Annotated in this window: 24 protein-coding genes; 12 read left to right on the forward strand and 12 right to left on the reverse strand. The window is 47.1% G+C overall.

The features are described from left to right. Nucleotides 1-18: 18 nt before the first annotated feature. The gene (locus BCT27_RS17830; RefSeq protein ID WP_017008483.1) at nucleotides 19-261 is read left to right on the forward strand and encodes a TIGR02647 family protein; all 243 of its coding nucleotides are present in this window, start codon (nucleotides 19-21) and stop codon (nucleotides 259-261) included. 144 nt (nucleotides 262-405) lie between these two features. On the opposite strand, the gene BCT27_RS17835 is transcribed toward BCT27_RS17830, so the two are convergent. The 6 genes from BCT27_RS17835 to dinG all read right to left on the reverse strand — a co-directional run bounded on the left by BCT27_RS17835 (nucleotide 406) and on the right by dinG (nucleotide 6,876). Next, the gene (locus BCT27_RS17835) at nucleotides 406-1,824 is read right to left on the reverse strand and encodes an alanine/glycine:cation symporter family protein (RefSeq protein ID WP_102396374.1); all 1,419 of its coding nucleotides are present in this window, start codon (nucleotides 1,822-1,824) and stop codon (nucleotides 406-408) included. Nucleotides 1,825-2,362: 538 nt separating this feature from the next. Further along, on the reverse strand, nucleotides 2,363-2,521 hold the full coding sequence (rsmS, locus tag BCT27_RS17840) for a pleiotropic regulatory protein RsmS (RefSeq protein ID WP_102316584.1): 159 nt from the start codon (nucleotides 2,519-2,521) through the stop codon (nucleotides 2,363-2,365). Beyond that, the gene (locus BCT27_RS17845; RefSeq protein ID WP_102396375.1) at nucleotides 2,514-3,443 is read right to left on the reverse strand and encodes a histone deacetylase family protein; all 930 of its coding nucleotides are present in this window, start codon (nucleotides 3,441-3,443) and stop codon (nucleotides 2,514-2,516) included. The genes rsmS and BCT27_RS17845 overlap by 8 nt, the downstream gene beginning before the upstream one ends. A 1-nt stretch (nucleotide 3,444) precedes the next feature. Then, the gene (priC, locus tag BCT27_RS17850) at nucleotides 3,445-3,993 is read right to left on the reverse strand and encodes a primosomal replication protein PriC (protein ID WP_017014135.1); all 549 of its coding nucleotides are present in this window, start codon (nucleotides 3,991-3,993) and stop codon (nucleotides 3,445-3,447) included. A 19-nt stretch (nucleotides 3,994-4,012) separates the two neighbouring features. Beyond that, a complete protein-coding gene (locus BCT27_RS17855) occupies nucleotides 4,013-4,786 on the reverse strand; it encodes a TSUP family transporter (RefSeq protein WP_102396376.1) in 774 nt (257 codons plus the stop codon). 11 nt (nucleotides 4,787-4,797) lie between these two features. Then, nucleotides 4,798-6,876 (reverse strand): ATP-dependent DNA helicase DinG, encoded by a 2,079-nt coding sequence (dinG, locus tag BCT27_RS17860; protein ID WP_102396377.1) that lies wholly within the window; start codon nucleotides 6,874-6,876, stop codon nucleotides 4,798-4,800. Between the two features lie 517 nt (nucleotides 6,877-7,393). On the opposite strand from dinG, the gene BCT27_RS17865 reads away from it, so the two are divergent. Both BCT27_RS17865 and BCT27_RS17870 read left to right on the forward strand, forming a co-directional pair. Next, nucleotides 7,394-8,347, forward strand: a complete 954-nt coding sequence (locus tag BCT27_RS17865) for a porin (RefSeq protein ID WP_102391923.1) — start codon at nucleotides 7,394-7,396, stop codon at nucleotides 8,345-8,347. Nucleotides 8,348-8,419: 72 nt separating this feature from the next. Beyond that, complete coding sequence (locus tag BCT27_RS17870; protein WP_102396378.1) at nucleotides 8,420-9,055, forward strand: YccT family protein; 636 nt, start codon at nucleotides 8,420-8,422, stop codon at nucleotides 9,053-9,055. Nucleotides 9,056-9,102: 47 nt separating this feature from the next. Here the strand turns inward: BCT27_RS17870 and BCT27_RS17875 are convergent, their stop codons facing one another. Then, nucleotides 9,103-9,447 (reverse strand): TraR/DksA family transcriptional regulator, encoded by a 345-nt coding sequence (locus tag BCT27_RS17875; RefSeq protein WP_017008494.1) that lies wholly within the window; start codon nucleotides 9,445-9,447, stop codon nucleotides 9,103-9,105. Nucleotides 9,448-9,754: 307 nt separating this feature from the next. Here BCT27_RS17875 and BCT27_RS17880 point away from each other — a divergent pair, with 307 nt between their 5' ends. The 5 genes from BCT27_RS17880 (at nucleotide 9,755) to recR (ending at nucleotide 14,206) form a co-directional block, all read left to right on the forward strand. After that, nucleotides 9,755-10,153, forward strand: coding sequence for a YbaN family protein (locus tag BCT27_RS17880; protein ID WP_102391921.1), 399 nt, complete (start codon nucleotides 9,755-9,757; stop codon nucleotides 10,151-10,153). Nucleotides 10,154-10,264: 111 nt separating this feature from the next. Next, the gene (gene apt, locus BCT27_RS17885) at nucleotides 10,265-10,810 is read left to right on the forward strand and encodes an adenine phosphoribosyltransferase (RefSeq protein ID WP_102316592.1); all 546 of its coding nucleotides are present in this window, start codon (nucleotides 10,265-10,267) and stop codon (nucleotides 10,808-10,810) included. Nucleotides 10,811-10,916: 106 nt separating this feature from the next. Continuing rightward, nucleotides 10,917-13,229 (forward strand): DNA polymerase III subunit gamma/tau, encoded by a 2,313-nt coding sequence (dnaX, locus tag BCT27_RS17890; protein ID WP_102396379.1) that lies wholly within the window; start codon nucleotides 10,917-10,919, stop codon nucleotides 13,227-13,229. Nucleotides 13,230-13,255: 26 nt separating this feature from the next. Continuing rightward, on the forward strand, nucleotides 13,256-13,585 hold the full coding sequence (locus BCT27_RS17895; RefSeq protein ID WP_017008499.1) for a YbaB/EbfC family nucleoid-associated protein: 330 nt from the start codon (nucleotides 13,256-13,258) through the stop codon (nucleotides 13,583-13,585). An 18-nt stretch (nucleotides 13,586-13,603) separates the two neighbouring features. Beyond that, nucleotides 13,604-14,206, forward strand: a complete 603-nt coding sequence (recR, locus tag BCT27_RS17900; protein WP_017008500.1) for a recombination mediator RecR — start codon at nucleotides 13,604-13,606, stop codon at nucleotides 14,204-14,206. A 110-nt stretch (nucleotides 14,207-14,316) separates the two neighbouring features. Here the strand turns inward: recR and BCT27_RS17905 are convergent, their stop codons facing one another. Next, the gene (locus BCT27_RS17905; protein WP_102391919.1) at nucleotides 14,317-14,868 is read right to left on the reverse strand and encodes a regulatory protein ToxS; all 552 of its coding nucleotides are present in this window, start codon (nucleotides 14,866-14,868) and stop codon (nucleotides 14,317-14,319) included. Next, nucleotides 14,859-15,770: a transcriptional regulator gene (locus BCT27_RS17910; RefSeq protein ID WP_102396380.1), complete on the reverse strand. Its 912-nt coding sequence runs from the start codon at nucleotides 15,768-15,770 to the stop codon at nucleotides 14,859-14,861. Before BCT27_RS17910 ends, BCT27_RS17905 begins: the two co-directional genes overlap by 10 nt. A 200-nt stretch (nucleotides 15,771-15,970) precedes the next feature. On the opposite strand from BCT27_RS17910, the gene htpG reads away from it, so the two are divergent. The 4 genes from htpG to BCT27_RS17930 all read left to right on the forward strand — a co-directional run bounded on the left by htpG (nucleotide 15,971) and on the right by BCT27_RS17930 (nucleotide 21,176). Beyond that, nucleotides 15,971-17,878, forward strand: coding sequence for a molecular chaperone HtpG (htpG, locus tag BCT27_RS17915; protein ID WP_102396381.1), 1,908 nt, complete (start codon nucleotides 15,971-15,973; stop codon nucleotides 17,876-17,878). A gap of 128 nt (nucleotides 17,879-18,006) precedes the next feature. Further along, nucleotides 18,007-18,651 (forward strand): adenylate kinase, encoded by a 645-nt coding sequence (gene adk, locus BCT27_RS17920; protein ID WP_017008504.1) that lies wholly within the window; start codon nucleotides 18,007-18,009, stop codon nucleotides 18,649-18,651. Nucleotides 18,652-18,785: 134 nt separating this feature from the next. Continuing rightward, the gene (gene hemH / locus BCT27_RS17925) at nucleotides 18,786-19,754 is read left to right on the forward strand and encodes a ferrochelatase (RefSeq protein WP_102391916.1); all 969 of its coding nucleotides are present in this window, start codon (nucleotides 18,786-18,788) and stop codon (nucleotides 19,752-19,754) included. A gap of 117 nt (nucleotides 19,755-19,871) precedes the next feature. Further along, nucleotides 19,872-21,176: an inosine/guanosine kinase gene (locus BCT27_RS17930; protein ID WP_102258737.1), complete on the forward strand. Its 1,305-nt coding sequence runs from the start codon at nucleotides 19,872-19,874 to the stop codon at nucleotides 21,174-21,176. 183 nt (nucleotides 21,177-21,359) lie between these two features. On the opposite strand, the gene asnB is transcribed toward BCT27_RS17930, so the two are convergent. From asnB to nagC, 3 genes are all read right to left on the reverse strand, one after another. Continuing rightward, nucleotides 21,360-23,033: an asparagine synthase B gene (asnB, locus tag BCT27_RS17935; protein ID WP_102396382.1), complete on the reverse strand. Its 1,674-nt coding sequence runs from the start codon at nucleotides 23,031-23,033 to the stop codon at nucleotides 21,360-21,362. A 170-nt stretch (nucleotides 23,034-23,203) separates the two neighbouring features. Then, the gene (locus BCT27_RS17940) at nucleotides 23,204-24,808 is read right to left on the reverse strand and encodes a cation:proton antiporter family protein (RefSeq protein WP_102396383.1); all 1,605 of its coding nucleotides are present in this window, start codon (nucleotides 24,806-24,808) and stop codon (nucleotides 23,204-23,206) included. Between the two features lie 312 nt (nucleotides 24,809-25,120). Beyond that, a complete protein-coding gene (gene nagC, locus BCT27_RS17945) occupies nucleotides 25,121-26,335 on the reverse strand; it encodes a DNA-binding transcriptional regulator NagC (RefSeq protein WP_102316601.1) in 1,215 nt (404 codons plus the stop codon).

Raw genomic sequence — 26,335 nt, forward strand, 5'->3', positions numbered from 1 at the left:
GAAGATAACGGAGGGCTTATGCCATTTACTTCAGAACTGATTGACGAAATGAATTTGTTGGTAAAATTTACACTGTCATCGGATATGGCGGGAATTAAAGTTCACAGCGATGCGGATCCACTTGTGATTGCGGCATCTGAACGTTTGTTCGAGAAAAAACTAGTAACAGAAGTCGATGGTGGTTATCTCACTGCCATCGGTCGTGATGCGGTAGAACATGCAAAAGAAGCGCTTCGTATTCTAACGTCGCAACCTCATTAGTTGCTGCTTTGAAAGTAAGTTTTAACGATTAGCATTGAATGACACGCGCTGCATTCCTATTCCTCGCGTGACACAAAATAAAAAAGGGAGCCATTCGGCTCCCTTTCTTGTTTTTCATGGTTGGTCTATTTAATACAAAATGTATTACCAAACATCTTTATCAATTTGCTTGTCTAGCTGAGGGAATTTCTTACGATCGAACGTCGGTGTTTTACCTTCCTTACGTTGCGCTTCGTAGTCCTTCAACAGTGCAATGACCACACCAGACAAAGCCAGTACGGCAACCAAGTTAACGATAGCCATCATACCCATCGACAAGTCAGCAAGTGCCCATACAGTAGGTAGATCAATCACAGCGCCTACAACAACCATTGCTAAGACAGCCACGCGGTAAATGTTGATTGCGAGTTTGCTTTTGAAAATGTACTCGATGTTTGATTCACCGTACGAGTAGTTAGCAATCAAAGAAGTGAATGCAAACAGCAAGATTGCGATAGCAATGAACTGTGCACCCCAATCACCGACTTCAGTGACCAGTGCTGCTTGAGTCAAAGCAATACCGGTAAGATCGCTGCTGGTATCAAGCATGCCAGAAAGCAAGATAATGGATGCTGTTGCTGTACAAATAACGATGGTATCGATGAAGACCCCCAGCATTTGTACGTAACCTTGTGCGACAGGATGGTTAGGGCGCGTGGTCGCTGTTGCTGCAGCGTTCGGCGCAGAACCCATTCCCGCTTCGTTTGAGAACAAACCACGTTTGATGCCTTGCATCATTGCCGCACCGAGTGCACCGCCAGCAGCTTGTTCAAAGCCCAATGCGCTCTTGATGATGGTGGCAAAGATGTCAGGAAGCACAGTAATATTGATGGCGATAACGTAGAGCGCCACAATCAAGTAACCGATTGCCATGAAAGGCACAATAAGTTCAGCAACACGAGAGACAGAACGCATACCACCGAAAATAATCGGTGCAACAGCGACGGCAAGAAGAATACCCACCCAGGTGTTGTCGGTGCCAAACGCGGTGTTCATTGCCGCAGCAATGGAGTTTGATTGAACGCCGTTAAACGCAAGGCCGAAGGCGATGATCAAGCAGATAGCAAATAAGATGCCCATCCAACGCTGGCCTAAGCCTTTTTCCATGTAGTAGGCAGGGCCGCCACGGAAAGTGTTGTCGTCGTGATTCACTTTGTAAGCTTGGGCGAGGGTAGATTCTGCGAAGCTGGTAGACATACCCACAAGGGCGGTAATCCACATCCAGAAGACAGCACCAGGACCGCCGAGGTAGATAGCAACGGCAACACCTGCCATGTTACCTGTACCCACGCGTGCTGCGAGGCTTGTACTGAATGCTTGGAAAGAGGAAATACCACCATCAGCACCGCTACGGCTGCCTTTGATGAGAGAAATCATGTGCCCGAATGAACGAAATTGGAGGAAACCAGTGCGAACGGTGAAATACAAGCCCGCGCCGATCAAAAGGTAGATGAGCACACTTCCCCATAGCAAGCCATTTCCGGCATCGATAAAGGAAACGAATAAATCTTTTAGTTCCGTCATAACAAACTCTACTGTCGTCAAAAAAGGAAAGGCAGCGGAGTGAACAAGGAGGAAACAAACGCTCTGAAACTTCCTTTTCAGCTCTGAGCCTCGGGCAATGGTTGCCCTGGCGACGCTTCCTTGCAGAGATTCATGGCCAGTATTCGTGCGCAGCGAGCCTGCGGCGCTATCTTCAATTCCATTTGAGTATGTATCCTACGGCCAGTTCTATTGCGGCTTACAGGTGTACGCTACAAGAAAACGGCGCGATAATACTTCAATTTGAGATGTCGAGCATCCTAAAATTTCGTCATTTGATTAAAAATGCGTCAGATAATTTAATAAAAAGATAATTATCCAACATAAACACCATAAATCGTTAACAAGGTAGCCAAATGTATTTCCAATATGGTTACTTTGGTGCCTCGGCTTTTTTTGCGTCTATATTTGGGGCTCAAAGCGCGAGAAAAGCGATGCTTGTGTTGAACTGACCTATTTTTGAAGAGCGAGGGAATAGAAAGAAGGAAAAATAATGGGAGAGATAAAAGAGCAATAAGCATCACTCTTCTTGGTGCAGTTTACGCTCGAAATCGCTTTGCACAATCGCTAATGCTTTGAGCACCGTCTCTGGTGCAACATCATGGCTTTCCAATAAGTAGATTAAATCGACGGCTAATTTAATTTCATCAGGTGCATGTTCTAAGCCTGAATCATTCATTGTTGGGTTTCTCCGATACGTGTGGGTAAAAGACGGCGAGGGCCGAATGTATTAACTCCGCATGCAGCGGAACCAATGCCGTTTGTTCTGTGCGATAGCCTCCGCCAATCACTGCGGCGACGGGAAGGTGGTGTCGTTTACAGGCATGAAAGACAGCCATGTCCCTTTCTGCGATGCCTTGTTGAGACACTGACAAGTATCCCAATTCATCCTCTTCGTGTATATCAACCCCTGCGTCATAAATGATCATGTCGGGCTGATGCTGGGCTATGGCAAGCTCAAGTGTTGGGACAAAGGCATCTAAATAGGTATCGCTGTTTGTTCGTCTCTCGAGTGGCAGATCAATATCAGAGTCAGGTTTACGCGACGGAAAGTTCTTCTCGCAGTGAACCGAAAAAGTCACGATGTCATCGCGATCAGCGGCTAATGTAGCCGTTCCATCACCTTGATGAACGTCGCAGTCTACAATAAGCACTTTATCTACATCTTCACTTTTCAATGCATGATCTGCGGCTAAGATTAAGTCATTAAACAAGCAAAACCCGCTGCCAAAATCGTAATGTGCATGGTGATAGCCACCCGTTAGATGGATAGCAACCCCTTCTTGAATGGCTTTATCCACAGTGAGAGTTGTTCCCCCCAAAGAGGTTAAGCTTCTCTGCAAAAGCGCTTCGCTCCAAGGAAATCCAATCCTGCGCATTTTTACAAGAGGAAGCGTCCCTGTCAGTAGTGCATTCACATAATCAGGATCATGAATCGCAGTTAGTGCGTCAGGTGGGAGCTGCTCTGGCTGATGAGACACCACGGGTAAGGCTTGGTCATCAATGTACGTTTTGAGTAGTTGGTACTTTTGTAGCGGATAACGATGCCCGTCAGGCAAAGGGAAGTCTGAATAGATAGGGTGATAAATGACGGACAACATGTCAGTGCTTTTTCTCGCGAAAGGTGATGCGGGCTTCTATTTTTTGTCTTGCTTCACTGCAACGCGCGAGACGTTTCTCCAGCGTTAATAGATTCTTTTGCATCTGTTGTTGTTCGACAAGTGTTTGGCATTGGCCAAGTTTTGCCTCTGCATCACGCACCATATCGTCGAGACGTCGCTCCCAGCTTTGGTGTTGGGCGAGATCTTGATAAAGCTGGCTTGTCGATGTGCCAAATCGCGGCGCAAAACTTCTTTCTTTTTGTCGAATGGAGATTGTTGCCATTTCTCGCTGTAACGCGCTGATCTGGTTAAGCAGCTTTTCACACAGATAATCTGCTCGTGCAGCAGTGAGTCGGCCACTTTCTTGCTCACGTTCTAGTGTTGCGACAAGGCTCTGAGCTTCAGAAACACAAGGCGTGAGCAAGCGTGCGAGACAACTAAAAAGACGCTCGTCGAACAAAGGCTTAATCGCCTCACCCCGTTTTCTATCAATGTCCGCTGCATTAATAGCAAGGGTTTGTAATTGCTGTTTTAGCGTCGATAAATCCATCTTGCTCTCAAATAAAAACTTAGAACCAAGCGCTGTATGCGAGTTTTACTGCCATCACAACAACAACAGTAACAAAAACAGGGCGAATAAACTTCGCACCAAAGCGTATGGCTGAATGTGCGCCAATGAAAGCACCCGCCATGAGACAAATGCCCATTGTTAGGCCGATAGCCCAATTTACATGACCCAAAATAATGAATGTCACCAAAGAGGCAATGTTGCTGGTGAAATTCATTGCCTTTGCAAGGCCTGATGATAGCAAGATATTCATCTTGTACAGCGACATTGATGAGACGGTCCAAAAAGCGCCTGTGCCTGGGCCGACAACACCATCGTAAAAACCAAGCGCGAGACCTTGTCCCCACTGTTTTGTTTTTAGGTTCGGATCATCTTTTGGCAATTCATGGTTGTCCGCTTTTGGCTGGGGATGCCAAATGGTGTAAACCGCGACAGCAAGAATGATCAGTGGCAGTGATTTCTCAAGCCACTCAGTGCTGATGTAATCGACGATGAGTGTGCCAATGATTGCACCAACGAGGGTGGCAATAAAAGCTTGGGTCCAAAATGCGGGCGAGAAAAGTTTTTTCTTATAATAGGTGAAGGCAGCCGTGGACGATGCAAAGGTCGCAGAAAGCTTGTTTGTGCCCAACGCGATGTGCGGGGGTAATCCGATAGAGAGAAGAGCGGGGACAGTTAACATGCCTCCACCGCCTGCAACGGCATCAATAAAACCCGCAGAAAACGCCACCAAAGCCAGAACAACGATGGTGGTTGGATCTAATAGCTCGATCATTTTACGGCTCTTTATGTGTACTCAATGACACGCTTAAAAGGTGGGAGGGAATCCAGTAGGGCTTTTCCATAACGTCGGTTAATGACACGTCGGTCAAGCAGCACAACTCTACCAGAGTCCTGTTCTTTGCGCAGCAGCCTACCCGCTGATTGTATGAGCTTTTTGCTGGCTTCTGGTACGGAGATCTGCATGAACGGATTTCCCCCTTTGCGCTCGATATATTCGGCATGTGCCTCTTCGACAGGCGATGTTGGCACGGCGAAAGGGATCTTGGTGATAATTAGGTTGGTTAATTGATTGCCGGGAAGGTCGACACCCTCAGAGAAACTGCCCGTGCCGAAGAGTATGCTCACTTTTCCTTGTTCGCAGCATTTGCGGTGCGCATCGAGCGTTGCTGTGCGTGATGCTTCGCCTTGCACATGTAAGTGCCAACCATTTTTCTTTATCTGTAGGCGCAGTTTCTCGGCGACTTGGTTCATCTGCCAATAAGAAGAGAACAACACCAAACTGGCGGTTTGTCCTTCTAAGTATTCCAACAGGATGTCTGGCAGCATGGCAGTGAATTGCTCTTGCTGAGGTTCGAAGGGGACATTCGGCACAACCAGTTGTGCATTCTCCTCATAATTAAAAGGAGAAGGCAGTGCAAGGAAACGCGTTCCATCATTTTCATCCAGCCCAACCTGGCGGCAAAAATAGCTGAATTGGTTTAATGCGCGCAGCGTCGCTGACATCAGTGACACCCCTGCTGCTCTGGACCAAAGAAGTTGGTCTAGACGCCAGCCGATCTCAAGCGGTGAGACGTGAACAACGAGGTCGGTCTCTCGTTCTGCATCGCGTTGAATCCAGCGGGCGAGTGGTGCACCTTTATTGGCGTTAGGTTGCGCCATTAAGGTCCATACTTTTTCGAGATTCTCTAACCGTTGTAAGAAAAAAGCCGACTCCGCTTGAATAGGATCGGCAAGGCGTGCAGCTATTTCTCCGTCTTTGACGCGCTCAGAAACCAAATCATGGAGTTTCGCTAACGACTGGTTGGCTTTTTTTGCTGCTTTTTGGGTTTCTTTAGATAAATTAAACAGTGCCTCTGGCAGCTCTCCGTCTTCAAAGCGATAAACACCGTCGTTATTTAGAGGCATGTCTGACAGCATGTCACGGGCTGATCTTAAGCTTGGAATGAGATCTTGAATCCCCGTTTGTAAGCTGTCTAAAAACCGTGAACTGCGTTTGATGTCACCCGCATTGGCGAGCTTCGACGCTGATTGATTGAGTTTTTCTAGCCATGAGGCCGCACCGAGCAAGCTTGCTGACGCAGCGGAAAAGTCGCGAGCAACAATCGGAAGGTGGTGGGCTTCATCAATCATATAGAGCGTTTGTTCTGGTTCTGGAAGGATCACACCGCCGCCTAACTCCAAATCTGCCATCAACAAACTGTGGTTCGCGACAATGACATCGGCTTTATCTAAATTTTCACGTGCTTTAGCAAAAGGGCATCCTCTGTGCGCAGTGAGTCCTGAGTGGCAGGTATGCTTGTCTGAAACAATGCTTTGCCAAATCGTGTCGGGAATGGGTTTTGGCCATGCATCTCTATCCCCCGACCATTTTCCTTTGGCATAGGCGTTATGGAGATCGTTCATCAGGGCAATCTCTGCTTTCTTAGGCTTATGTTCGAAGAGTGCTTGCTGACCATGCCCTTCTTCACTGGCAAACGCGGCCAGTTTCTGTCCACAGCAATAACGCTGCCTGCCTTTCGCTAATACAAAGCTGAATTCTCGCGTGACGACACGACGAAAGAGTGGCAAGTCTTTCTCAATTAATTGCTCCTGTAGCGCGACGGTGGCAGTGGAGACCACCACTTTCTTATTGTTATTAAGCGCATAAGGAATGGACCCCAAGAGGTAAGCCATGGATTTACCAATCCCAGTGCCGGCTTCTGCCACCATGATCCGGCGTTTTGGGTTGTATTCCCCCGCCAATGTTTTGGCAAGCTCCGCAACAAGAAAATTCTGTGCTTTTCTTGGAATAAAATTCTGCAATTGAGCTCGAAGATTCTCGTAGCTGCTACGTATGTCTTTTTTGGTAGATGGACTAAGCATAGATGGCACATTTTGGCGTGTAGATGGGCAGTATATCACGCATAAAGAATGTGAATGAGTTCAAGTATTCGCGTATTAGTTTTAATTTATGAGACTGAGATCACGATTATGGATTGAACTAATATTAGCTATCACTATGAAAAGCAAAGGGAATGCCTTTCACTGTGTAGGTTGCAAATATGTAGTTATATATGCTGTTTTTTGTGTTTTTTTAGTTCCATGTTGGTTTTTTATTCCGTTGTGGAAATGCGAGCAACTTTACAGAAAATTGACAATGCTATTTCAATACCGTGACCCTGCTCAAGTTAATGTTTTTATCGTTATGTATTTAAAGGTTTTTTTACTTTTTTTTGTTTGTTTTAGGTTGATTTGACAGATTTTAGATTGTTCTGCACGATAACTTTCGAAGTTAAAGCGTATTTGTTGCGTCGTTGTTGTGACGTTGTGACGAGTGCAACCATAAAAGGGATCCCGGAACAGGAATTCCATTCTAATAAAGAAAAGGCAGTGGATTAACATGAAAAAGACAATTCTAGCTTTGGCAGTTCCAGCTCTAATGGCTGCTGGTGCGGTTAACGCAGCAACTGTATACGATCAAGATGGTGTCACGGTTTCTATTGGTGGCGCTGCAGAAGTTCAACTTATCCAACCTTACGAGTTTGGTGATGAAGATAATAAATTAGACGTCCGTTTAGACGACGGAGAATTGAACTTTGGTGTTGACGTTAAAGTTAGCGACAGCCTAACCGCGCTTGGTTTTTTCGACTTCGAGAATGAAGACGACGAAGGCGGTGTGGTAAACGATGAACTATGGGCTGGCTTCAAAGGTGACTTTGGTAAGTTTACAGTTGGTCGTCAATACACGTTTTGGGATGATTCAGGCATCGGCGAAGACATTGAGCTAGGTCTGGAAGGCTTTGATAGCAACGAGCCTGCAGACGGTGAAGATGTACTTAAATACCGTTACGAAGGCGAAACTGTGTGGTTTGGTATTGCTCACGATCTAGATACTGGCGATGATGTTTCTCATACAGATGCGGGCGTTGGTGCTTCATTTGCTGGTGTTGATCTAGCTTTGTATGCAAACGATGCTGATTTGAGCGCTACAACTGACGTATTTGCAATCCAAGTTAGTGCTGTCTACAACGTTGACGCATTTACTGTAGGCGCTTCCTACACTGACATCGACGAAGAAATCAATGGCGACACTAACAAAGCAGGTACAGGCAGTATTGTTGAATTGTTAGCTGGTTATGGCATGGGTGACTGGCAGTACTACATCGGTTACAACTTTGCCGAGATGGATAACGATTGGGAAGGTAATAACGTTTACGCAAACGCAACCTACAAAATGCACAGCAACGTCAAAACTTATATTGAGGTAGGCTATGCAGATCAAGATCCAGAGCCAACGACTGGTAAGTCAGACGATTCAACTGGTTTCCTAGTAGGTATGGAAGTTAAATTTTAATTTAACTTTAACCTAAAAAACATTTAGAGCCGCCCTGAGGGTGGCTCTTTGTTTATTCCGAGATGAGAAACAATGAGAAACTTTTTCGTTAGTATTCTGGTTCTTTTATTCAGTTTTCAAGCTTACGCTGCTGAGCTGGGGGTTGGTTCAGATCTAAAAGTCATGGTTTTGAATGGTAAGGAGGTAGAGGCAAACAGCGGTGATTTGCTTGAGCTCGCTGCCGGAGACAACCAAATTGTTGTTCGTTATAAGTCGATTTTAGACAATGGCTCAAAAACAAAATTTTTTGAGTCAAAACCTTATGTATTTCAGTTTTCGAGTGTCGACGAAAACCTGACCATTTCTATTGAACGTTTTCGTAAGTATCAAAAAGCGGAAAATGCGTTCAAGAGGGGAGAGGTGATGTGGTCTATCAAACAACAATCGGGTACAGCGCTACCATTTCGTATTGATATACTTCCTGGAAACCCAGGCTTTCTTCCTTATGGCGACCTTCCAAAAGCAGTTGCTGCCTACAATAAAAAAGAAGGTATTTTCTTTGATGGTCAAGATATAAAAACGCTTGAAGAGGAAGTCATCGTTGCTGTTTCTGACACTGGGGATGTTGAATTCTCAGGTGATGCATTGGCACAGCTAAAGGTTTGGTACACCAAAGCAACCATAGAAGAACGTAAGACGTTTCGTAAGTGGATGATCGATCAAGAGTGATCGAAATGAGTTTTAGATAAACGCCCACTGGGCGTTTATCTCGTTATTCAAGAGTGGTAGTAGCGACTGTGTACTCGACATTCTTGGCAACGCGGTTCTGTCGGATCCTCAATGATATCTTGAAGATCGATAGGCTCTTCGCAATCAGCGCAGTAGCCAAACAACCCTGTGTGAATAGCACACAAGGCTGCGTCGATGCGCTCAAGCCTAAAGCCATCATCATGTAGATCGTCGCTTTCTCTGCGACATAGCTTAATCAGGTGTGCAGTCGGCACGCTGGAAACATCTTGGCCTGTTAACCTTATCAGCGCATCTTCTAATCGACTACGAACCACTTCCTTCTCGTTCATCAGGTTTTTCTGTAGCTGTGCTACCTTTTCTATATCAAGCATGGTTTTGTCTTCGTGCGCCTCAAGTATCCGTATTAGTCTATTTCGAATTCGTATACAGGCTCTGACATATATCAATTCCAGTGGATAAACCCTGAAATTTGTCGGTATTTAGGGGGCGTTGAAACGGGTATATTGACAAACCACCTACAGGCGTACACGAAAAGAAGGACATAATCATGGATGCCAACTACAAAGACCCTTTTAGTTTTGCCCACTTTCTAGGATTGATAGCGGTCATTCTCCTGCCCACGTTGCCAGCGACACTTACGTGGATAAAAATGCTCAGCAGCTAGGTTAGGAGAGAAGAGTGGGGAGTTCGCTTAAGCGAGTAGTATTGGTTGCGCTAGGGTGGTTTTGTGTCGTTCTGGGGGTCATCGGTATTTTTCTCCCTCTTCTGCCTACAACACCGTTTATCCTTCTTGCCAGTGCGTGCTTCATGCGCGGCTCTCCAACCATTGCCAACTGGCTACATCAGCACCCCAAGTTTGGGCCCATTCTTTATCAATGGCATCATCACCGTGCGATTGACCGCCGGGTGAAGCGTCGAGCCAATGTCTGCATTGTATTAAGTTTCACGCTTTCAATCTTTGTGGTGCCAGAAACATGGCAGAAAATCATGCTGATATGTATGGCGACGGTACTTTTAATTTGGTTTAACCGTTTGCCTGAAGTCGAAGCAGTTGCCCACACCCCTGAAAATACATAACATGGCAGCAGAGCAAACCTAAGGGGCTTTGTTGTGTGTGTTACTCCGACGCATTAATACTGTCTCAGTCCTCCCTATATTGTTGGAAACCACATTGAGTGGTGAATCATTATGAGCCAAGACAAAATCACATTTATCAAAGACAACATCAAATCCGTTCCTGACTACCCAAAACCAGGCATTATTTTCCGTGACATCACCAGTTTGATGGAAAACGCGGAAGCGTATCAGGCAACGATTGCGATGCTAGTGGAAAAGTATCGAGATCAAGGCTTTACTAAGATTGTGGGGACAGAGTCTCGTGGTTTCCTATTTGGTGCACCACTCGCACTTGAACTGGGTGTGGGTTTTGTGCCTGTTCGTAAGCCAGGAAAACTGCCGCGTGAAGTGATCAGTGAAAGCTATGCACTTGAGTACGGTGAAGACACGTTAGAAATCCATGTCGACGCGATTGTCGAAGGTGATAAAGTGTTGATGGTTGACGATTTGCTCGCAACAGGCGGTACCATTGAGGCAACCACTAAGCTGATTCGCCGTTTGGGTGGTGATGTTGCACATGCAGCATTTATCATCAATCTACCTGAAATTGGTGGCGAGACTCGACTGCAATCACTTGGCTTAGAGGTTTATAGCCTGTGTGAATTTGAAGGTCACTAAATTACGCGTTTCAAACGTCGTGAGCGATAGAGCGTGATTCGTGAGATCGCGCTCTTTTTGTCTCTGTGCTAGGATGGCGGCAATATATGAAAAGATTTTATAACCTATGAGTTATCAGGTACTAGCCCGCAAATGGCGTCCGCATCAATTTAAAGATGTGGTGGGTCAATCGCATGTATTAACTGCGTTAGCCAACGCCTTAGATCACAATCGCCTTCACCATGCTTACCTCTTTAGCGGTACACGCGGTGTAGGTAAAACGACGATTGCCCGCATTTTCGCAAAAGGTCTGAACTGCGAACAAGGTGTCACATCAACACCTTGTGGCGTGTGTTCGACGTGCCAAGAAATCGATCAAGGCCGATTTGTCGACTTGCTTGAAATCGATGCGGCATCGCGTACAAAAGTCGAAGATACAAGGGATCTTCTTGATAACGTCCAATACAAGCCAGCGCGTGGACGTTACAAAGTTTACCTTATTGACGAAGTCCACATGCTGTCTCGTCATAGCTTCAATGCGCTACTTAAAACGCTTGAAGAGCCGCCTGAATACGTCAAATTCCTGCTCGCGACGACGGATCCACAGAAGCTGCCCGTCACTATCCTTTCTCGATGCCTTCAATTCCATTTGAAGCACTTGGATACGACCCAGATCAAGCATCAGTTAGAACATGTGCTGTCGGAAGAGACTGTCGCGTCTGAGCCTCGTGCGCTTTCTTTGATTGCACGGGCTGCTGAAGGCAGTATGCGTGACGCGCTCTCTCTGACCGACCAAGCAATAGCGCTTGGAAATGGCGCAGTGAACGAAGCACAAGTAACAGAAATGCTGGGTACGTTGAGTACCGATCAAGCCCTGTTGCTGCTGGAAACCCTTTCAAGCGGTGATGCAAACTTAGTGATGCAATGTCTGACTCAACTTGCCGAGGTTGGTGTTGAGTGGGACGGCTTACTCAAAGAGATCGCGAGCCAGTTACATCGTGTCGCGATGGCACAAGCCTTACCAGAATCTGTGGATACGTCATCACCTGACGCAGAACGTGTGACAATGCTATCTCACGGGCTCACGCCTCAAGACACGCAGTTGTTCTACCAAATCGTGCTACAAGGCCGACAAGATCTGCCTTACGCCCCAGATGGGCGAGCAGGGTTAGAGATGGTGCTGCTGAGGATGCTTGCGTTTAGACCCGTGACCTCAACACATTTCGAACCTGAAGCGATTTCAGTGCCGTCATCAGAGCCGAGCCCGCGAGCTATTGCGTCGTCTCATGCTATGCCAGCACAAGCTACGACTAATGCACAGGTCGCCCCTGTTCAGGATAGAATCGCGTCTTTAAAGGCACAGGTTGCATCAAGTCGCGCACAGCCGGCAGCACAACAACAAGTTGCGCCTGCTCAACCTGCCGTGTCGGTAGCGCCTGAAAGCGCATCAAATATTTCTGCACCACATGCTTATGTTCCAGCGAGTACCCCAACAGGCAATGTAGAGCCGCAAGCGCCGACTCGCCAGCAAGTCGCAGATGTTGACCCTCAACTGTCGTCTCATATGGCAGCGATGGAGCAAGATGCGCAGCGTGAATATGACGATGATGGCCGTGATGACAACCCGTCATCGCCAATGCAACAATCACCAAGTCATTCTCATGCTCCGCGACAACATGCATCGCAAGAACATGCTCAGGGTTCAGCCTCAAGTGAGCGTCCGTCTTCTGCTGGAGATTTGCTCGCAGCGAGAAACATGCTGCGCAGCAGAACGCGTCAACAGGAGGGGCAGCCGCCAAAAAAGGGTAGTCCGGCATCTGCCGGTCGTGAATCCTCGTCGGTGCTAGACAGGATCGCAGCAAAGCATAAGCCTGCAGATCCTGCTTCGTTTCAGCAACTCACCACGCCGGGTGCGACGCCGGTAAGAAGTGATGATGCTTACCGTTGGCAGCCGACAAAAATTGACGCGACAACGCCAGCGATTGTTGTCACGCCAGAAAAAATCAAGAAGGCGTTACTTCATGATCGAACGCCAGAAATGCGTAAAAAGCTTGAGCAAGAATCCATCGATCAAGATGAGTGGTGCCGTGTTGCTAATGCATTAGATGTTCCTCGTCTGGTGAAGCAAATGGCATTGAATGCATCGATGAAGAAAGAAGGGGACGATGTCGTGTTAACCCTTCGATCCGAGCAAGCACACTTGAATAAAGACAAAGCACAAACGCTACTTGCGGATGGGCTGAGTCAATTAATCGGTTCTCCAATCAATTTAACGATTGAACTAGGAGAGCAAGGGGTTACGCCGCTAGAATGGCGAGATAAACTCTACACCGAAAAACTCACTCAAGCGGGTCAAAGCTTGAGTGATGATCCTAATGTTCGCTTTATCTGTCAGCGTTTTTCTGCTGAGTTAGATGAAGAAAGCATTCGACCAATATAACCACCCAAGCTAAAAGAGAGAGAATTATGTTTGGTAAAGGCGGAATGGGTAACCTGATGAAGCAAGCGCAGCAGATGCAAGAGCGCATGCAAAAAATGCAGGAAGAAATCGCAAACATGGAAGTCACCGGTGAAGCCGGAGCTGGCCTTGTTAAAGTCACCATCACAGGCAGCCACAGCGTGCGTCGTGTCGAGATCGACGACAGCCTAATGGAAGATGACAAAGACATGCTTGAAGACTTGGTTGCAGCTGCGTTTAACGATGCTGCGCGCCGTGTTGAAGAAGCACAAAAAGACAAAATGGGCGATGTCACTGGCGGCATGCAAATGCCTCCTGGCTTCAAAATGCCATTCTAACGACGACGTTTATTCATTATGCGTACAAGCCAATTGCTTGAACAGTTGATGGAATCGCTACGTTGTCTGCCTGGGGTCGGTCCTAAGTCAGCGCAACGTATGGCATTTCATTTATTGCAGAGAAATCGTCAAGGCGGCATTAAGTTGTCCGAGGCGCTGGAATCTGCCATGACAGACATTGGCCATTGCGAGAAATGCCGTACGTTTACCGAAGAAGACGTTTGTGCAATCTGTGCCAATCCTCGTCGCCAAGAGAACGGTCAAATTTGTGTGGTAGAAAGTCCGGCTGATATTGCCGCGATTGAAGCCACTGGACAGTACTCTGGCCGCTATTTCGTGCTAATGGGGCATTTGTCGCCATTAGATGGCATTGGCCCTTCTGACATTGGTCTTGATTTGCTTGAAAAACGCTTAGAAACCGAAACGATTTCTGAGTTGATTCTCGCAACCAATCCAACGGTGGAAGGTGAAGCCACGGCACATTACATCAGTGAGTTATGCTTAGAGCATGAAGTCATTGCCAGTCGGATTGCGCATGGCGTACCGATGGGAGGTGAACTTGAACTTGTTGATGGAACAACGCTATCTCATTCAATTGTCGGCAGGCATCGACTGCGATAATCGTTTGAATCAATAGAAAAAGGCCGCATTTAGCGGCCTTTCTTTTATCTCAAAAACACACTCAACAGTGTTTAGATACCTATTGCAGGTGTTCATCTGATCTTTATGGGTCAACCTTGGTTATAGAGAACCATAGAACCGTGGTTAAGGCTGGTCAGCAGCAAAGCACTGTCACTGAGCACATCAATGCGTCGTACTTTTTCGGCGCCCATTCGGTAGAACGTTCTCACGAGCGCTAAATCATCTTTTGAAAACTCTGATGTGTCACCCGTGGTCACGTCTTTTAACTCACCCAACTTCAAGCGCAAGTAGCCACCACTGACTTCCCATTCTCCAGACTCGGAAACCGACATAATCACTTGAATATTGTCGACCTCATTCTTGAGAACAATTTGGGTGTCGCGTGAATAGGTGTTGTTTGGCAAAAACACCATATTGCTATGCTGCTCGGTCGCCGTCAGACCTGTCACGTTGCGATAGGTCGATTCCTCGATGTAATTCACCGTGTTTGATTTCCACTCACGGGAAAGCAATAAGGTCGACGTACGCACATCTTCACCCAAGAACACCCAACAGCTTCCGATGATGGTAAGAAGCAGCAGAAGGAATGGGCTGTAGCGCTTCATTTGGTCCCTGCGGCGTGGCGTTGTGATTAGCGACATAGTGAGTGACTCTCCTCTTGGCTGGTGAGCAGAACATAGGTGAGGTTATCGTCAGTGTCCTTGTCGAAGTGGATATAGTTCAGCGAAATTTGATTGTCTTGACCGCCTGTCACTATTACTTCGCTTAGTGAGCGAGATGATCCGTAATAGTCCATGTATTTCACGACGCATCGTTCGATCATGGGTTGCCATTTCTCAATCCGCGCATTATTGATAGGGATATATACCGAGACGTCTTGCACTTGGAAAAACGCCTTAAAGGCTTCAGATTTCGGCGTGGAGGTAGCATAAAAGATAAGGGGCACCAAAAAGGCAAGAATCAACGCAAACCAAGAACCTAAAGGCATTTTTGTGGATGTGTATACAGGACCGTCAATCGCAGGGTTTGTCGCGGCGCCGCTTGGCACCGATGCAGGCTCAACGCTAAGCGTATCAACAGGTGCGGCAGGCGACTGAGTCGACTGATCGCTGGCAGGTGCGTCACTGCTCGTTACATCGTCTTGCTGGATAGGCGTCGGATCCATCACTGGTGGAGATGGAATATCAACGTCTTGATCGTTGTATGCTTCCACTGAGCATACGACCTGATAGCCGCGTTTCGGCACGGTTTTGACAAACATCGGGCTTTTGGTCGAATCTTTCAGCGCACGTCGAAGCGTAGAAATGGATTGCGTTAGGCTTGAATCATCAACTTCAAACCCTTGCTTACGCCAAACGTAATCGTGAATTCGGTGGCGCGTTACGATCGCATGTGGCTCTTCAATCAACACCATTAAAACGCGAGCTTCATTACTGCCTAGTCGAATAAGTTCGTCTGCTTCGTGTAGATCGATGACAGAGCTGTCACTAGGAGAAAAGACGAAGCGTTCTCCCAAAAGGTATCGGTTTGATTTGTTGAGCATTTGTTTACTTAACCTGCTGGAATTCGGGTGTGCCACAAGGAACAGACACTGAATTTAAGTAAAATATGCGACGATTATACCTGAAATGAGAAAAGCACCTCAAGAAATGAAAAAATGATTTACGAGGGTTGAAAAGCAATTCTTCGCCCTTATTTAAAGAGAGTTATTTAGACTTATTACCATTTGTTTTTGGGGTTAAAATGAGCGATCAAGCTACTCTACAAAGTAAGGAAACGCGCGGTTTCCAATCCGAAGTAAAGCAACTACTGCATTTAATGATCCACTCACTGTATTCCAACAAAGAAATCTTTCTGCGTGAGTTGATTTCTAACGCATCGGATGCGGCAGACAAATTGCGCTTTAAAGCGTTATCAAATTCAGAGCTTTACGAAAATGATGGCGACCTTCGCGTTCGTTTAAGCGTCAACAAAGAAGCAGGCACGCTCACCATTGATGACAATGGCATTGGTATGACGCGCGATGAAGTGATCGATAACCTCGGTACCATTGCAAAGTCAGGGACGGCGGATTTCTTTAAACAACTTTCTGATGATCAAACCAAAGACAGCCAATTGATTGGTCAGTTTGGTGTGGGCTTCTACTCCGCATTTATTGTTGCAGACAAAGTGTCTGTGACAACGCGTGCAGCAGGCACGCCGAAATCCGAAGCTGTGCAATGGGAATCAACGGGCGAAGGTGATTACACCATCGAAGGTGTTGAAAAAGCCTCACGTGGTACGTCCATTACTCTGCACCTGCGCGAAGAAGACAAAGAATACCTTGATGACTGGCGTCTACGTGAAGTGATCGGTAAATACTCTGATCATATCGGTATCCCCGTTGAAATTTGGGCAAATGAGCGTGACGAAGAAGGGAATGAAACCGACCAAGGCAAATGGGAAAAAATCAACAAAGCCCAGGCACTTTGGACTCGCTCTAAATCTGACGTAACCGATGAAGAGTACCAAGAGTTTTATAAACACCTTTCACACGATTTTGCTGATCCTCTGCTTTGGAGTCATAACCGAGTAGAAGGTAAAAACGATTACACCAGTTTGCTGTATGTGCCATCGAAAGCGCCATGGGACATGTTTAACCGCGATCACAAGCATGGTCTGAAACTGTATGTCCAACGCGTTTTTATTATGGATGATGCGTCTCAATTCATGCCGAGCTACCTACGATTTGTACGTGGTCTGATAGATTCTAATGACTTACCGCTGAACGTTTCGCGTGAAATTCTACAAGATAACAAAGTGACCCAAACGCTCCGCAATGCATGTACAAAACGCGTGCTAACCATGCTTGAGCGTTTAGCGAAGAACGAGCCTGAGAAATACCAAGCATTCTGGAAAGAATTTGGTCTGGTGCTCAAAGAAGGCCCAGCGGAAGACTTCAGCAATCGTGAGAAAATTGCGGGCTTGCTACGTGTTGCTTCAACGCAGTCTGACAGCAGTGAGCAAACGGTGTCATTGGCGGATTACGTATCTCGAATGAAAGAAGAACAAGACAAGATCTTCTACCTCACAGCAGATACTTATCAGGCCGCGAAAAACAGCCCACACCTTGAACAATTCAAAGCAAAAGGCATTGAAGTTATTTTGATGTACGACCGCATTGATGAATGGTTGATGGGTTACCTGCCAGAGTTTGATGGCAAACAGTTCCAGGCCATCACGAAAGCGGATCTGGATCTGAGCAAATTTGAAGACGACAACGAGAAAGAAAAACGCGAAGAGACGCAAAAAGCCTTCGAATCCGTTGTTGAACGTACAAAAGCGTATTTGGGCGACCGTGTGAAAGAGGTACGTACCACCTTCAAATTGTCTGGCACACCCGCGGTTGTAGTCACGGACGAATTTGAAATGGGTACACAGATGGCGAAATTGCTCGCGGCCGCTGGTCAGCAAGCGCCTGAAGTGAAGTACATCTTTGAATTGAACCCTGAACATGCACTGGTGAAACAAATGGCTGATGAAGCTGACGAAGAAGCGTTCGGTCGTTGGGCTGAAATGTTACTTGGGCAAGCGATGTTGGCTGAACGTGGTTCAATGGAAGATCCGTCACAGTTCTTAACAGCCGTTAATCAATTATTGACTAAAGGCTAATGGTATCTAACCCACGGAAATGTAAATAATCTATAGCAAGCCCAGCACGATTGCTGGGCTTGCTAGCGTTTACGTAACCGTGTATGTTTCATTTTTTGCGAAAAATCCAAGTTAAAAAGGGGATAACAATGCGCATCATTCTTCTGGGCGCTCCAGGTGCGGGTAAAGGAACTCAAGCGCAGTTCGTCATGGAAAAATATGGAATTCCACAGATTTCCACAGGTGACATGCTACGTGCAGCAATCAAAGCCGGTACTGAAATGGGCAAACAGGCGAAGGCAGTTATCGACGCTGGTCAGCTTGTATCGGACGACATCATTCTAGGTCTGGTGAAAGAGCGTATCGCACAAGAAGATTGTGCGAAAGGCTTCCTGCTGGATGGCTTCCCACGTACGATCCCACAAGCTGATGGCTTGAAAGAAATCGGTGTGGATGTTGATTTCGTTCTAGAGTTCGACGTTGCTGACAGCGTGATCGTTGAGCGTATGAGCGGTCGTCGTGCGCACCTGGCGTCAGGTCGTACTTACCACGTTGTTTACAACCCACCAAAAGTGGAAGGTAAAGACGACGTGACCGGTGAAGACTTGGTTGTTCGCGATGACGACAAAGAAGAAACCGTGCTAGCCCGTCTAGGCGTATACCACGATCAAACGTCACCGCTTATCTCTTTCTACAAGAAAGAAGCAGAAGCAGGCAAGACGCAGTACCTAACATTCGACGGTACGAAGCAAGTGGCTGAAGTCAGTGCTGAGATCGAAAAAGCGCTAGGTTAATTCCTCGCTTTTTTTGGAAAAAGGGCAGTCTAAGGATTGCCCTTTTTTGATCCGAAAAGACGCTGCATCAGTAGTGGTATGCTTGCGAGTTCGTGATATTCTTTTGGCGTAACATACTGTTGAAGCAGGTTGAAATGGAAAATAAAAACAAAACTGGCGTGTTACTGGCCAATCTAGGGACACCCGAGGCACCAACGGCAAAAGCGGTAAGCGCTTTCTTAAGCGAATTTCTTCATGACCAGCGCGTTGTAGACATGACGCGTTGGCTATGGTGTCCGTTACTTCACGGCATCATTCTTCCTGTGCGCTCACCAAAGGTCGCAAAGCTCTATCAAAGTGTGTGGATGGACGAAGGGTCGCCATTAATGGTGTACTCTCAGCGCCAGAAAGCCGCGCTGGAGACCGTCATTGATATGCCTGTTGAGCTCGGCATGACCTATGGTCAGCCAAGTATCTTAAGTGCTGTTGAATCACTTCAAGCCCAAGGGTGTGAAAGAATTCTCGTGTTGCCGCTCTATCCGCAATACTCGCGCACAACCACTGCGGCAGTGTTTGACAAGCTGGCAAAGTCCATGAAAGGCAAACCAGTGATCCCTGAGTTTCGTTTTATCAATCAATACTATGATGATAAAGCATACATTGACGCGCTTGCGCAATCTGTGGAATCGCATTGGGATGCGAACGGCAAACCTGACATGTTGGTGTGTTCTTACCACGGTATTCCTAAGCGTTATGCTGACAATGGTGACCCTTACCGTGAACACTGCCACGACACGACAGAGCGATTGATTGCCCGCTTGAACACGGAGGTGAAGATTAAAACCACCTTCCAATCTCGATTCGGTCGCGAAGAATGGTTACAGCCATACACAGACAAAACGCTAGAGCAATTGCCGAAAGACGGCGTGAAGCGTGTTGACATTATCTCGCCAGCATTCTCTGTAGATTGCTTGGAAACTCTGGAAGAAATTGCAGAACAATGCCACGACAGCTTCATGGAAGCGGGCGGCGAGGCATTTCGATTTATCCCCTGTCTGAACGATGCGCCAGCGCATATCGATATGATGCGCCAACTGGTGGAGCGTCATACTCAAGGTTGGTAACGGTTTCATTGATGCTAGAATGAATTTCTGTCGCACCAATTTGTATGGGAGATATTCCCACTGCAAATTAGTGTGATAGAATTCTCACTTTCGCCACTACTACGACGCATCGATATCATGAAATTTCCAGGCCAACGCAAATCAAAGCATTACTTTCCTGTGCATGCACGTGACCCTCTATTGGTTCAAGCGAGCGAACAACGCAAGCTGACGCGACCGCACGTTATCGGTATTGATCAGACGCTGGTTGATATTGAAGCCAAGGTGAGCGACGAATTTCTTGCTAAGTATGCATTGAGCAAAGGCCATTCTTTGGTAATTGACGACAAGCGCGCAGAAGCCTTGTACCAAGAACTAAAAGAAAACAACATGATTAGCCACGAGTTTGCGGGTGGCACCATTGGTAACACGTTGCACAACTACTCAACACTGGCCGATGATAAATCGATTCTGCTGGGTGTAATGAGTCGTGATATTACAATTGGCAGCTACTCATACCGTTACCTGTGTAATACCTCAAGCCGTATGGACTTGAACTACCTTCAACCTGTTCAAGGGCCAATTGGTCGCTGTTATGCATTGATCAGTGAAGAAGGTGAGCGTACGTTTGCGATCAGCGAAGGTTTGATGAACCAACTGAAGCCCGAGTCAATTCCAGAGCATATCTTTAAGAATGCATCTGCACTCGTGCTTACCGCGTACCTCGTGCGTTGCAAAGAAGGTGATCCAATGCCTGAAGCAACCATGAGAGCCATTGAGTTTGCGAAAAAATATGACGTCCCTGTGGTCATGACCATGGGCACGAAATACGTGATTCAAAACAACCCGCAATGGTGGCGTGAATTCCTTGCAGAGCACGTGTCAGTTGTCGCAATGAATGAAGAAGAAGCCGAAGCGTTAACCGGTGAATCCGACCCATTGCTTGCAGCGGATAAAGCCCTTGAGTGGGTAGACATGGTGCTATGTACTGCAGGCCCAATAGGCCTCTACATGGCCGGTTACACTGAAGAGAGTGCGAAACGCGAAACCAGCCTTCCATTGCTGCCAGGCCCAATTGCAGAATTCAACATGTACGAATTCAGCCGCCCGATGATGAAGAAAGATTGCGATACACCGTCTAAGGTTTATTCGCACATCGCACCATACATGGGTGGCCCAGAGCGCATTAAGAACACCAATGGTGCAGGCGATGGCGCATTGTCTGCCGTGCTTCATGATATGTCAGCGAACCGTTATCACCGTGATAACGTGCCAAACTCAAGCAAGCATAGCTTCCAATACCTCACCTACAGCTCGTTCTCACAAGTGTGTAAATACGCAAACCGCGTAAGTTATGAAGTATTGGCGCAGCATTCCCCTCGTTTGTCTCGCGGCCTTCCTGAGAGGGAAGATTCGCTAGAAGAAGCTTACTGGGAACGCTAAATCTCTGCCGTATTGGGCACTTATGCTGCGTTGATTTCATCGATTCTGTCAGTCACTTAGTGAACTAAGCTCCCTACCAGAATCTATTCATCGCCTTGCTTAAGTACCCACTACGTTGAGATTTCGCAAGCACAAAAAAACCGCCGTTAATGGCGGTTTTTAGTTTTTAAGCGCTTCTCACACTTAGCCTTTGTTGTAGGCTTCGTTGTGAACGGCTGCTATGGCGCGACCAGAAGGGTCTGCTGCATTTTTGAAGCTCTCATCCCACTCGATGGCTTTCGCGCTTGAACAAGCGATTGACGGGCCACCAGGAACACACTCCGCTGCGCTTGGCAGTGGGAACAACTCTTCAAAGATCTCGCGGTATGCATAACCTTCTTTCGTTGTTGGTGTGTTGTAAGGGAAACGGAATTGTGCAGTTTCCATTTGTTGGTCTGTCACTTTTTCTTCGGCGACAGCTTTCAGTGTATCAATCCAGTTGTAGCCAACGCCGTCTGAGAACTGCTCTTTTTGACGCCATGCGATAGATGCTGGTAGGTAGTGCTCGAAACATTCACGCAAAATGTGTTTTTCCATTTTACCGTTACCACACATCTTGTCTTCAGGGTTCAAGCGCATCGCAACATCGATGAACTCTTTGTCGAGGAAAGGTACGCGACCTTCAACGCCCCATGCCGCTAACGATTTGTTCGCACGCGCACAGTCAAACATGTTCAATGCGAGAAGCTTACGAACAGTTTCTTCGTGGAACTCTTTCGCGTTTGGCGCTTTGTGGAAGTATAAATAGCCGCCGAAGATTTCATCAGCACCTTCGCCAGAAAGTACCATTTTGATGCCCATCGCCTTGATTTTACGGCCCATCAAGTACATTGGCGTTGAGGCGCGAATGGTGGTGACGTCATACGTTTCAATGTGGTAAATCACATCGCGAATCGCATCAAGGCCTTCTTGAATGGTGTAAGTCATCTCGTGGTGAACCGTACCAATCTGGTCTGCTACTTCACGTGCAGCTTTCAAGTCTGGCGCACCTTCAAGGCCAACTGCAAACGAGTGCAGTTGCGGCCACCAAGCTTCTGATTGACCATCATCTTCAACACGCATTGCAGCAAAGCGTTTCGCAACGGCTGACGTGATGGATGAATCCAAACCACCTGACAGCAACACGCCGTAAGGGACGTCAGTCATCAACTGGCGCTTAACGGCATCTTCCAATGCCTTCGTCAGGTCTTCTTTGCTGGTGGAGTTACCTTGAACCGCTGCGTATTCATTCCAATCACGCACGTAGTAGCGGTGCGGTTCAGAATCACCTGAACGTAGGTAAGAACCTGGAGGGAACTCGCTGATGGTTTTACACACAGGCACGAGGGCTTTCATTTCAGATGCGACGTAGAAATTACCGTGCTCATCGTGGCCTTGGTAAAGCGGGATAATACCGATGTGGTCGCGACCAATGAGGTAAGTGTCTTTTTCTTCATCATAAAGAATGAACGCGAAAATACCGTTAAGTTCTTCGAGCAGGTCTTCGCCCATGTCTTGGTAGAGCGCCAGTATCACTTCACAGTCAGAGTCCGTTTGGAAGTCATACTTGTCTTCATAACGTGCACGGATTTCTTTGTGGTTATAAATTTCGCCATTTACTGCAAGGATGTGCTTTTTGTTAGGGCTGTAAAGCGGTTGAGCGCCACTGTTTAGGCCAACAATAGCGAGACGCTCGTGCGCCAGAATCGCGTTGTCTGACGAATAAATACCAGACCAGTCTGGGCCGCGGTGGCGGAGCATTTTAGACATTTCCAGCGCTGATTGACGAAGCGCCGTCGCATCTGACTTAATATCCAGAATGCCAAATACAGAACACATAAATCCCTCTCTTACTTCCCTTCGCAACGATGTCGTGCGTAATTTAAATCTTTGTTGCCCCCAATTTGCCAATTTGAATAAAAAAAGCAACCAATTGTGGAGAAAAAAATAGAAAACTCGAAACTTGATTTTAATCTATTCGGAAAAAAGGCCAATTTGGTGAATAAACGTTAATTGCTGTGTGTTTTTTGAACGTTTTCTTCGTGAGCAATCAGTTGGTCTTTAACGTGGCGGGCAAAACCAGCCCCCGCTTCGCAATAGATGTTGTATGCCTCATCCACACCGAGTGATTTGAGCAATGCCAACTCATCGCTGTACTTGGCAATAGCCGCGACTTTTCCATTAAATCCTAATTGATGAATCTGCTCCATAGCGATGGTATTCGCTTGGCTATGCGGCATAGCTAATAAAATAAGCTCAATATGCTGAGAGGAGGTGACGCGTGACCAAAAATCAGGATCCGTGGCGTTACCTTGAATAACGTGTCGTCCCGCTTCCTTATGAAGTACGACTGACTCATCGCGTGCTTCAATGCCCAGCACTTTGCCGGGAAAGGCTGCCGCCAGTTCATCGTATGCGCCACTGCCAATGCGGCCCATGCCCAAGATAACGATAGAGGAATGACCGAGGTCGATCAGTTGATCATTGTGGTGAATCTTTTCTGGGTTTGGATCGCTGAATCTTGCGGAAGCATAGGTATAGATCTTGTGGCTAAAGGTATTCAGGGGTGCCGCCAACACGAAGGACAGCGACACAGCGATGGCTAGCGCGACGAGTATGCTGCCGGGCATAAAGCCCATTTTGTAGGCAATGCCGCCGACAATGAGGCCGAATTCGCTGTAGTTAAACAGTGTTAGAGATGCAAACAATGACGTTCTTACTCGGAACTTAAAGCTGTTGAATACGCCGTAATACAAAAGCCCTTTGAGAGGAAGTATCAGCATAAACAAGATAGCGATGATGAAGCCTTCCACTGTGGGCTGCTCTGAAAGCCCGATATTGAGGAAGAAGCAGACCAAGAAGAGTTCTTTTAGATTAAACAGCGATTTTGCCATCTCAGAGGCGCGTGAGTGACCCGCCATCATCATGCCGAGGATCAGCGCGCCCAAATCCGCTTTCATTCCTACAGCGTCAAAAAGGCCAGCACCTGCGACTAATGCCAAGAAGATACCGTAAAGTACCAAGACCTCACCGTGACCTGCCTTATCAAGTAATCTGAACAGAACAGGTCGCAAAAGTGGTAGAGCAAACAACACCAGTGCCTCAACACCAGGCACTTTGCCGGATGTCGCTGTCAGGAATACTACGGCGAAAATATCCTGCATGATCAGTACGCCGATAGCGAGCGTGCCGTAGGTGGCGTTCATCTCACCTTTTTCTTGAAGCGCTTTGATGGCAAACACTGTGCTGGAAAATGAGAGAGCAAAAGCAATCAACACGATGTCGTTCAATGCGAGCGCTGAAAAAGCACTCAAGCCAAGGGTTTTGAACACAAGCAAACAGAGAGTGAAAACCGCCGTCGTCAGTACATTATGAACTGATGCACCGAGCCAGATTTCGCGATTTAGCAGCGATTTAACATCAAGTTTTAAACCAATGCTAAACAAGAGCAGGGTGACACCTAGATCGGCAAGCGTTTGAATGAGAGGCGTCGACGCGTAGCCTGCGGCATGAAGGCCGAAACCTGCAACAAGAAAGCCAACCAAAGGTGGCATATGGCAGCGCAGCATGAGAAATCCGCTAACAAAAGCGACGGCGATAATGATCAGATCCATAAAACGAGCAATTTTCCTTTTAACTGACTGTCGTAGACACGCGAACGCGAACCAAGAGAAGGCAATCTCTGGGTAATAAGCGGATTTCTATATGAATTTACGTGAGCATGATAAAGCAAATGCACATTTGAGAGCCAGTAAACGGGAAGAAAACTGGGGGATTACCGTGTTTAATTCGTTACACGGTGTGAAGGGTTCGCTTTGTCAGAGTGTTATATGGATGCGACGACCCGAAAACAAAAAGTCCATAAGTTAACCTTATGGACTTTCAGTGCTGCTGTGCGCTTTAGAACACCTAGGTGTTCACGATACTCAGTCTTCTAACAGCCTTTGCAGTAGCGCGCCATTAAGCATGGCACGTTTCACCAATGCAAACGCACCGAGTGTTGGTGTAGAAGATAAGCCCGCTGCAACAATAGGCAAATTCTGATGGAACGTTTTCAGTGATTGGTTTTCAACGCAGCGTTGAATGGCTGGGAAAACCACGCTCTCAGCTTCTGTAATTTCACCTGAGATAACAATTTGCTGTGGGTTGAACAGGTTGATGGTCATTGCAATGGCTTTACCAAGGTGATTACCAACCTTGACCAAAACTTGGCGAGCGAGTTCATCGCCAGCGACAGCCGCGCGGCAGATATCAGACACATCCAATTCTTTTTTGCCCTGCAGCATGCTTTCGTGGCCCTGTGCGAGCAATTGTTGTGCGTGCTCTATGATGGCAGGGTTCGATGCCACGGTTTCTAAACAACCGAAGTTTCCGCACTGACATTTTTTACCGAGTGGGTCGATTTGAATATGACCAATCTCACCCACATTGCGGTTATAGCCCAAGAAAACCTGCCCATTAACGATAATACCTGCACCAGCACCGTTATGAACACTGACGAGCAGGGTATCAAAATAATTTTTACTCACCCCGAAATAATGTTCCGCGAGTGCTTGTCCTCGGGTGTCATTCCCGATGAAACACTGCACACCAAATTCGTCGCGAATTAAGTCACTTAGCGGTAATTTATCGATGGAGATATTCGGCATGTATTCAACAACACCCGCTTCAGCATCGACGAGACCAGGCAATGAGATCGCAACAGCAATGAGTTCACGAACAATGTGTTGTTGAGCGGCAAGGAAGCTGTGAAGGCGGTTTAGAAGGCCCTCGATGAGTGCATCTTGATCTTGGTATTGGAAGAGTTCGTCATGCTGACCAAGTAGTCGACCTGACAAATCAAACAGAGAGATTTCGATTCGATCGCGACCTAGACGGACTGCGAGGGAATGGAAGGGGGCGCATTCGGTGGTCAACGAGATAGCTCGTCGACCGCCTGTGGACGCTTGTTGCGCGACTTCTTTGATCAAGCCGCGCTCAAGTAACTGACGGGTAATTTTGGTAACACTTGCTGGTGCGAGGCTGCTCACATCTGCAATTTGGATACGAGAAATCGGCCCTTGTTGGTCGATAAGTCGATAAACGGCGGCACCGTTTAACTGTTTAACCAGATCTACGTTACCAATTTGTCCGCCTGTCAT

The organism is Enterovibrio norvegicus, assembly GCF_002876705.1.
GTDB lineage: Bacteria > Pseudomonadota > Gammaproteobacteria > Enterobacterales > Vibrionaceae > Enterovibrio > Enterovibrio norvegicus_B.

Bases quoted from the DNA above. Each gene is read 5' to 3' on its own strand.
- BCT27_RS17910 (WP_102396380.1), bottom strand. From the start codon at position 15,770: ATGCTCAACAAATCAAACCGATACCTTTTGGGAGAACGCTTCGTCTTT.
- nagC (WP_102316601.1), bottom strand. From the start codon at position 26,335: ATGACAGGCGGACAAATTGGTAACGTAGATCTGGTTAAACAGTTAAAC.
- BCT27_RS17875 (WP_017008494.1), bottom strand. From the start codon at position 9,447: ATGCTTGATATAGAAAAGGTAGCACAGCTACAGAAAAACCTGATGAAC.
- BCT27_RS17835 (WP_102396374.1), bottom strand. From the start codon at position 1,824: ATGACGGAACTAAAAGATTTATTCGTTTCCTTTATCGATGCCGGAAAT.
- BCT27_RS17930 (WP_102258737.1), top strand. From the start codon at position 19,872: ATGAAATTTCCAGGCCAACGCAAATCAAAGCATTACTTTCCTGTGCAT.
- dnaX (WP_102396379.1), top strand. From the start codon at position 10,917: ATGAGTTATCAGGTACTAGCCCGCAAATGGCGTCCGCATCAATTTAAA.
- BCT27_RS17845 (WP_102396375.1), bottom strand. From the start codon at position 3,443: ATGTTGTCCGTCATTTATCACCCTATCTATTCAGACTTCCCTTTGCCT.
- BCT27_RS17870 (WP_102396378.1), top strand. From the start codon at position 8,420: ATGAGAAACTTTTTCGTTAGTATTCTGGTTCTTTTATTCAGTTTTCAA.
- asnB (WP_102396382.1), bottom strand. From the start codon at position 23,033: ATGTGTTCTGTATTTGGCATTCTGGATATTAAGTCAGATGCGACGGCG.
- hemH (WP_102391916.1), top strand. From the start codon at position 18,786: ATGGAAAATAAAAACAAAACTGGCGTGTTACTGGCCAATCTAGGGACA.
- BCT27_RS17865 (WP_102391923.1), top strand. From the start codon at position 7,394: ATGAAAAAGACAATTCTAGCTTTGGCAGTTCCAGCTCTAATGGCTGCT.
- htpG (WP_102396381.1), top strand. From the start codon at position 15,971: ATGAGCGATCAAGCTACTCTACAAAGTAAGGAAACGCGCGGTTTCCAA.
- adk (WP_017008504.1), top strand. From the start codon at position 18,007: ATGCGCATCATTCTTCTGGGCGCTCCAGGTGCGGGTAAAGGAACTCAA.
- BCT27_RS17895 (WP_017008499.1), top strand. From the start codon at position 13,256: ATGTTTGGTAAAGGCGGAATGGGTAACCTGATGAAGCAAGCGCAGCAG.
- BCT27_RS17855 (WP_102396376.1), bottom strand. From the start codon at position 4,786: ATGATCGAGCTATTAGATCCAACCACCATCGTTGTTCTGGCTTTGGTG.
- apt (WP_102316592.1), top strand. From the start codon at position 10,265: ATGAGCCAAGACAAAATCACATTTATCAAAGACAACATCAAATCCGTT.
- BCT27_RS17905 (WP_102391919.1), bottom strand. From the start codon at position 14,868: ATGTCGCTAATCACAACGCCACGCCGCAGGGACCAAATGAAGCGCTAC.
- recR (WP_017008500.1), top strand. From the start codon at position 13,604: ATGCGTACAAGCCAATTGCTTGAACAGTTGATGGAATCGCTACGTTGT.
- priC (WP_017014135.1), bottom strand. From the start codon at position 3,993: ATGGATTTATCGACGCTAAAACAGCAATTACAAACCCTTGCTATTAAT.
- rsmS (WP_102316584.1), bottom strand. From the start codon at position 2,521: ATGAATGATTCAGGCTTAGAACATGCACCTGATGAAATTAAATTAGCC.
- BCT27_RS17940 (WP_102396383.1), bottom strand. From the start codon at position 24,808: ATGGATCTGATCATTATCGCCGTCGCTTTTGTTAGCGGATTTCTCATG.
- dinG (WP_102396377.1), bottom strand. From the start codon at position 6,876: ATGCTTAGTCCATCTACCAAAAAAGACATACGTAGCAGCTACGAGAAT.
- BCT27_RS17830 (WP_017008483.1), top strand. From the start codon at position 19: ATGCCATTTACTTCAGAACTGATTGACGAAATGAATTTGTTGGTAAAA.